Raw genomic sequence first — 6,144 nt, 5'->3', positions numbered from 1 at the left:
AGAGCGCGTGAGGCGAACCGGAAGGCGCGCTGCGCGCGCTCGATTCGTCAAATCGAATGCAAGTCCTGCGCGATGGCCGATGCGGGCAAGATTCGAGGCGAGTTTTTCAACACAATCCAGCGTTAGCGGACAGCGGCTGTTGCCACGGCGATGACGACCGCCTGCCAAGAGCGGCCCTTCGCCCGTAGGGCAGGATCCGCCAACCTACCGTACAACGACGAACCAACACGCCATGGCAAGTGCTGCCAACGCGACCACAACGTTGATTGCGGGGCCTGCCCAAACGACTTGCGCTCTCGGTATTTCCTGGCCGCTAAGCTCTGGCAAGAGCCGCGCGAACTGCCATGCGGAAAGCAGGGAAACAGAAGCGCCGATCAGCAGAAACAACACGCCAAAAATGAGCGACGTGCGCGAATGCTCAGCGGCCGGTGCATGTCCGGCAACCATGCGCATGAAAAGCCCGAACCTCTCAATGACAAAGCCGAGGCCAATCAGGGCAATGGCAGTGCGTTGCCATGCGAGTAGCGTGCGCTCGGCTGCGAAGTAAACGCGCGGGTCGTCGAGGTAAGACATCCGAAGCCTTCAACGTCATTTCAGTGGTATCTCCAGCAGGTCGCGCCCCACGATGATGTTGCCACTGTAGTTCTTGCGTATGGCCCTGATCCAATTGTCGTCCGTGATCTGAGCGTCATCAAAAGGAACGAAATGCGTGAGGACCAAGTTCTTGACGTTTGCCTTCGCTACGATGCGACCGACATCCTCTGCAAGCGTATGGCTGGCCTTCAGATGCTCTAGAAGCGTCGAAGCTGTTGACCCGTGTCGAGCGACGAGGCGCTTGATGCCTTCTTCGTCCATCACTTCATGGATCAGGTAGTCCGCATCAAGGGCGAAGTCGGCCAGCGCAGGGACATAGGTCGTGTCACCGGAAAAGACGATTGTCTTGCCAGCGGTTTCGAACTTGAGCGCATAGCTCTCTTCGATGGGCGGATGCAGATTCCGCATTGACGTCACCGTCATCGTCGGCGTTTGCATAACGACGCCCGGGTGGTACTCGTTCGCATGAAACATCTTGCGCGGGTCTGGCCGGCCCTCGTCGGCAATGCGCGTCTCAATGTCAAAACGGTTTGCGATCCAGCTGCCGCGGTCCAAGTCCAGCAATCCTTTAGGGCCGTAGGTTTTCACGGGCACCTTCAAGCCAACGACCCAAGCGTTGTACAGCAAGGTGCCGTACTCCAGGTTGTGGTCCGAATGGTGATGGGTAATGAAGACGTTTCGGATTGTTTGAAGCGGCACCTTTGCCTGGATGAGGCGTTGGGTTACACCGTAGCCTGTGTCCACAACGTATGACTGACCGCCGATCACCAGCACGTTCGAAGACGGAAACCGGACCGTGTCGCGCACCGAGGGCCCGCCCTTGGTTCCAAGTAGAACAATCCGGTCCGGCCCCGCCGATTGTGCGAACGCTGCGACCACGGGCGCCGTCAGCGCCAAGGCGCAGAGAGCACTACGAAGAAGGGTTTCCATGGCGTGTTTCGCTTTCGTCGCGGCGTGGATTACTCGGTTGGCTTGAAGCCAGCCAGCTTGACGCGCTCGGCCCAGGCGCTGCGTTCAGCGGTCATCAGCGCTGCAAAGTCAGCAGGTTGCTTCTCGGGTACGTCGTAGCCGAACTTTCTCATCGCTTCTGCATAGCCCGGCGAGGCAACGACCTTCTGCACGTTCGCGCGCCATGCTTGGAGCTTGTCGGCCGGCGTGCTTGCCTTCACGAATGCGCCGAACCAGTCGACCGACTCAAGCTGAGGCATGCCGACCTCCTTGGCCGTTGGAACATTCGGCATTAAGGGGTTGCGCTTCTTCGAAGTGATGAAGAGTGGGTTCAGCTTCCCTTGTCCCAGGTACGGTACGAGCACCTGCTCTGAGGTGACGAGCAGCGGAACCTGTCCTCCAATCACGTCCGTCACTGAGTTTGCGCCGCCCTTGTACGGGATGTGGACCAGCTCAATGCCGAGCGCTTTCTGAAGCTGCGCACCGAGAAACTGCTGTGGTGTGCCCAGACCGGGTGTCGCGAAGCTGCTCAGCGAAGGATTCGCTTTGGCCCAGGACTTGTACGTCCCGATGTCTTTCGCTCCCGATGCTGGACCGGCAGCCACCCCAAACCCGTATTCCGCGAGACTGCCGATCGGCGCGAAGTCCTTGACTGCATCGAACTTCATGGTGTTCATGACCATCGGCCCCAGTTCGATCGCGCTCGTGGGAGCGATAAGTACGGTCATGGCGTCGGCGGGGCCATTGAGCAGCGCGTCGATGGCGATCTTTCCGCTCGCGCCGGGTCGGTTTTCCACAACCATTGTTGTTCCAAGCTGCACGCGCGACTGTTCGGCAAAAGCGCGCGCGACGGTGTCGACGGCGCCTCCCGCCGGAAAACCGACGATTAGCTTGATGGGTTGAGTCTGCTGGCCAATGGCGTAGGGTGAAGCCAAGGCGGCAATGGCGCTCAGGATCGTCGCGCCGATGAACTGTGCACGTTTCAAGGTTGTCTCCGTTTAGTTAAACCACTTTGCTTGTGGCAAGGGCAAAGGAACCGCGTTCAGTTCCTCTTCAGGCGGGAAGCGTGGAAGGCGCCGCGGTGCGATCACGTTCCACCCTTCCACGCAACTCTGCAATCGACCGCGCGCCACAGAGCGCCATCGTTCGATCCAACTCGGCTTTGAGGAGGTCAAGTGCATGGGCCACGCCTGTCTCCCCCGCTGCGGCAAGTCCGTACAGCGTCGCTCGGCCCAGCTGCACACCGTCGGCTCCAAGCGCAATGGCCTTGCCGATGTCGTTGCCCGAACGAAAGCCACTGTCGACCAACACTGTCATCCGACCCGCAACCGCGTCAACGACCTGAGGTAGCCATTCGATGCTTGATTGGGTGCCATCGAGCTGCCGGCCACCGTGATTCGAAACCACGACGCCGTCGGACCCTGCCGCCATCGATTGGCGCGCCTGCTCTGCGGAGCTGACGCCCTTGATGACCAAGCGGCCGCGCCAGCGTGCTCGCAGCCAGTCGAGGTCACCCCACGTGAATGAGCTGGTCAGCTGCTGCTGCATGACGTCGCTGATGGTTGCGCCCCGTGGGGGCTCACCAGCAATGTCCTCGAACAAGCGCAACATCGGTGACCCGGACTTGAGCATCGCGGCCGCCCACCTCGGGTGTCGTGCGCAGTCGATGAAGTTCCGGACTGTCCACCGGAACGGAAGCGTGAAGGCGTTGCGGATGTCGCGATTTCGTCTGCCCGACACGGATGTATCGACGGTCAGCTGCAGGACTTCAAACCCGCTTTCACAGAGTCTCTGCAGGAATGCATCAACGAGCCCACGGTCCTTCATCATGTAGAGCTGGAACCAGCGCATGGGGCCTGCAGCGTCAAGGAGCGTGTCCAGACGCACGGTTGCAGCCGTGCTCAGGACAAAGGGGATTCCGGCTCGCGCGGCGCTACGCGCAAGCGCCAGATCACCTTCGGGCCAGAATGCGCCATTCAGCCCGGTCGGCCCTACGATCGCCGGAAAGCTAACGTCACTGCCGAAGAGCTTTGTTGTGAGGCTACGCGTCGACACATCAATCAAAGCGCCTGGTGTGAGGCAGACCTCATCCAGAGCGCTGCGATTGCGTTTCGCGGTGATCTCGTCGCCTGCTGCGCCATCGATGTAGTCGAACACCATCCTCGGTAGTCGTCCACGCGCAAGCTCGCGCAGGTCGCCGATGTTGGCGGCTTGAAGCAAGTTCATGCGAGTGGCCGCGTCAGGCCGCACCGATCGGCTGCGGCAGTGGATCGCGGATGTCCTGGGGTCGGGAATGGATCATGTCCGTGAGCGCGTCGCGCAAGCCCTTGCAGCTTGGATCATCGAAGCGGTTCGTCATTTCCTGAGGGTCCTCGTCCAGCAGGTAGAGCTCACCCTCTCCAGAGCCCATTTCCAGTGTGAGCTTGGCGTTCTGCGTCCTCACGGCACGCAGATCGAGCGCGACACCGCAGCGCGCCGGTCCGAGCTTCCATTCGCTGTAGGCGAAATCCCGAGACGCGTCGCCCTCAAGCAATGGGCGCAACGAAGTGCTGTGACGTGCTGAGGGGTTGGGGGTACCCGCGTAATCTGCAAAGGTTGCGGCGAGATCCACTGTCGACACCGGCGCTGCGACAACCTTTCCGGCCGGCACGCCGGGACCCTTGACGATCATGCCAATCCGAAGGAGGCCTTCGTAGAACATCGGGCCTTTGAGGATGAGGCCATGGTCACCAAGCCACTCTCCATGATCTGACGTGAACACCACGATGGTGTCCTCGCTCAAACCCAGTTCGTCGAGCGTGGTCATGATGCGGCCCACGTTGTGGTCGATGAGGGAAATCATCCCGTAGTAGTTCGAGATCATGTGACGCAGCTGGTCGTCTGTCTGCGGCTCGATACGCGAATACTCGCGACGCACGCGACCCATCTCACCCGTCTGACCGGGCGCTGTCTCGGCTGCGGCGCGGTGCCACCATGGACGTCGATTAAAGTCGCGCTGACGATGTTCGGGCAGGCGCACGCTCTCCGGTTTGTGCAGCAGGCTCCAGGGCAGCGGAGCGTCGAACGGATGGTGCGGATCGGGAAATGACACCCATGCGCAGAACGGCTTTTCTCCATTGCGTTTGTGATCGCGCAACAACTCGACCGCGCGATCTCCGACCCACGTCGAGTTGTGCCACACGGGAGGGAGGGCAGAGTGATGCGTTTGTGCGGCACCACCGTCGTCACCTGCGCGTTGCTTGTAGAGCTCGTCCTTGAAATCGGCCAACCCATCGTTGCGGTACCACTGTTCGTACCGCCTGCCCTGAGGCGCACGGTCCGGTAGCCAGTAGTTGTGGCCGATGAGCATCATCTCCGTCTTGTCGAAGCCCATGTAAGGGCCTTCCCAGTCGTCGCCGTAGAGCGCAGAACCAGCAACGTTCTCCGGTCGCCGGGTGGGCTGATGGGTGTGGTAGGTCGAGAAGTGGGCCTTGCCGATGAAGGTCGTGGCATAGCCGCCACGGCTCAGCGAACCGGCGAATCCCTTGTCAGCCAGGTCCTCGTCGAGCTCGATGCCGTTGTCGTGCACGCCGTGGGTGAGTGGTAGCAAGCCGGTGAGCATCGAAGCGCGAGACGGCTGGCAAACGACGTTTGGCGTGATGCACGCCGAAAAACGTGTGCCTTGCCTTGCCATCAGATCCAGGTGCGGCGTGTGGACACCGGTTCCTTCAAAACCATACGCATCGCCGCGATGCTGGTCGCTCGTGATGAGCAGGATGTTCGGTCGCTTTTTCTCTTCAGCCATTGATGTCTCACTCCGTGTTGGGGGCGCAACTGCCTCATGACGCGGAGTATGGACAAAAGTCGTTTACTAGTCAACGAAACCCAGGATGGCCTGTAGTAGCTTGCGGAATAATGGGCCATGCATCGTGTTGTCACCGATCCCCCAGCCTGGAACGATCCGCTAACGGAGCTTGAGGAAACAGGCTCGCTGCCAGTGGAGATGTTCCTGACGTTTCGGGTGAACCAGCTGTCGAGTTCTTTTGAGCGGCAGTGGTCTCGTTCGATGAGGGACAAGGCCGGGGTCAGTCTCAGCGAGTGGCGCATCCTGGCGATTCTTCAGGCGGGCCCGCTGACCTTCGCGCGTATGGTTGAGTTGACCGAGGTGAACAAAGCGCTTGCGCATCGCTCAGCAAAAGCGCTTTCTGAGCTTCAGCTGATCGAGATCACGGACACCCCAGGGGACGGACGCAGCACAACCCTTTCGCTTACCGGCAAGGGGCGTCAACTGTTCGGGAAAATTCAACCTTTCGCGCTTGCCCGCCAGAAGACTTTCCTTGACGCCTTGACCTCGCAGGAGCGTCGGGTTTTCTACGTTGCTTTGCAGAAACTTCGGACTGCCGCACACGACTGGGATGCCGCACATGAGGAACAGACAGGCCGGCACTGACTGTCGCGGGAGATCTCGTTCGGCGGCTGGGTTCCCCCGGTACCTTGACCATCTGTGCGGCAGAGCGAGCGGAATTCCGATGGACCGGCGCTGCATACCGTCCCTGATACATCTGGACGCCGAGGATGGTGCAGAGCCCTACGAACTACGACAGAACCATAAGCGCTGAGCCG

At 60.4% G+C, this 6,144-nt stretch carries 6 protein-coding genes; 1 reads left to right on the top strand and 5 read right to left on the bottom strand.

Features of this window, described 5'->3' with window-relative positions; all coding sequences use genetic code 11:
• Window positions 1-204 precede the first annotated feature (204 nt).
• The 5 genes from ACSFA0_RS19455 to ACSFA0_RS19435 form a co-directional block, all read right to left on the bottom strand.
• Window positions 205-573 carry a YidH family protein gene (locus ACSFA0_RS19455; protein WP_435451900.1) on the bottom strand — a complete coding sequence of 123 codons (369 nt, stop codon included), beginning with the start codon at window positions 571-573 and terminating at the stop codon, window positions 205-207.
• Window positions 574-588: 15 nt separating this feature from the next.
• On the bottom strand, window positions 589-1,524 hold the full coding sequence (locus tag ACSFA0_RS19450; protein ID WP_435451899.1) for an MBL fold metallo-hydrolase: 936 nt from the start codon (window positions 1,522-1,524) through the stop codon (window positions 589-591).
• A gap of 29 nt (window positions 1,525-1,553) precedes the next feature.
• A complete protein-coding gene (locus ACSFA0_RS19445) occupies window positions 1,554-2,528 on the bottom strand; it encodes a Bug family tripartite tricarboxylate transporter substrate binding protein (RefSeq protein ID WP_435451898.1) in 975 nt (324 codons plus the stop codon).
• A 67-nt stretch (window positions 2,529-2,595) separates the two neighbouring features.
• The gene (locus ACSFA0_RS19440) at window positions 2,596-3,768 is read right to left on the bottom strand and encodes an alpha-hydroxy acid oxidase (RefSeq protein ID WP_435451897.1); all 1,173 of its coding nucleotides are present in this window, start codon (window positions 3,766-3,768) and stop codon (window positions 2,596-2,598) included.
• A 13-nt stretch (window positions 3,769-3,781) separates the two neighbouring features.
• A complete protein-coding gene (locus tag ACSFA0_RS19435) occupies window positions 3,782-5,326 on the bottom strand; it encodes a sulfatase family protein (RefSeq protein ID WP_435451896.1) in 1,545 nt (514 codons plus the stop codon).
• Window positions 5,327-5,443: 117 nt separating this feature from the next.
• On the opposite strand from ACSFA0_RS19435, the gene ACSFA0_RS19430 reads away from it, so the two are divergent.
• Window positions 5,444-5,971: a MarR family winged helix-turn-helix transcriptional regulator gene (locus tag ACSFA0_RS19430; RefSeq protein WP_435451895.1), complete on the top strand. Its 528-nt coding sequence runs from the start codon at window positions 5,444-5,446 to the stop codon at window positions 5,969-5,971.
• Window positions 5,972-6,144 lie beyond the last annotated feature (173 nt).

Origin of the sequence: Variovorax restrictus, assembly GCF_051216715.1 — a bacterium.
In the GTDB taxonomy this organism is placed as follows: Bacteria; Pseudomonadota; Gammaproteobacteria; order Burkholderiales; family Burkholderiaceae_C; genus Variovorax.
The sequence above is the reverse complement of the archived record's forward strand: the minus strand, read 5'-3'. Positions and strand labels throughout refer to the sequence as shown.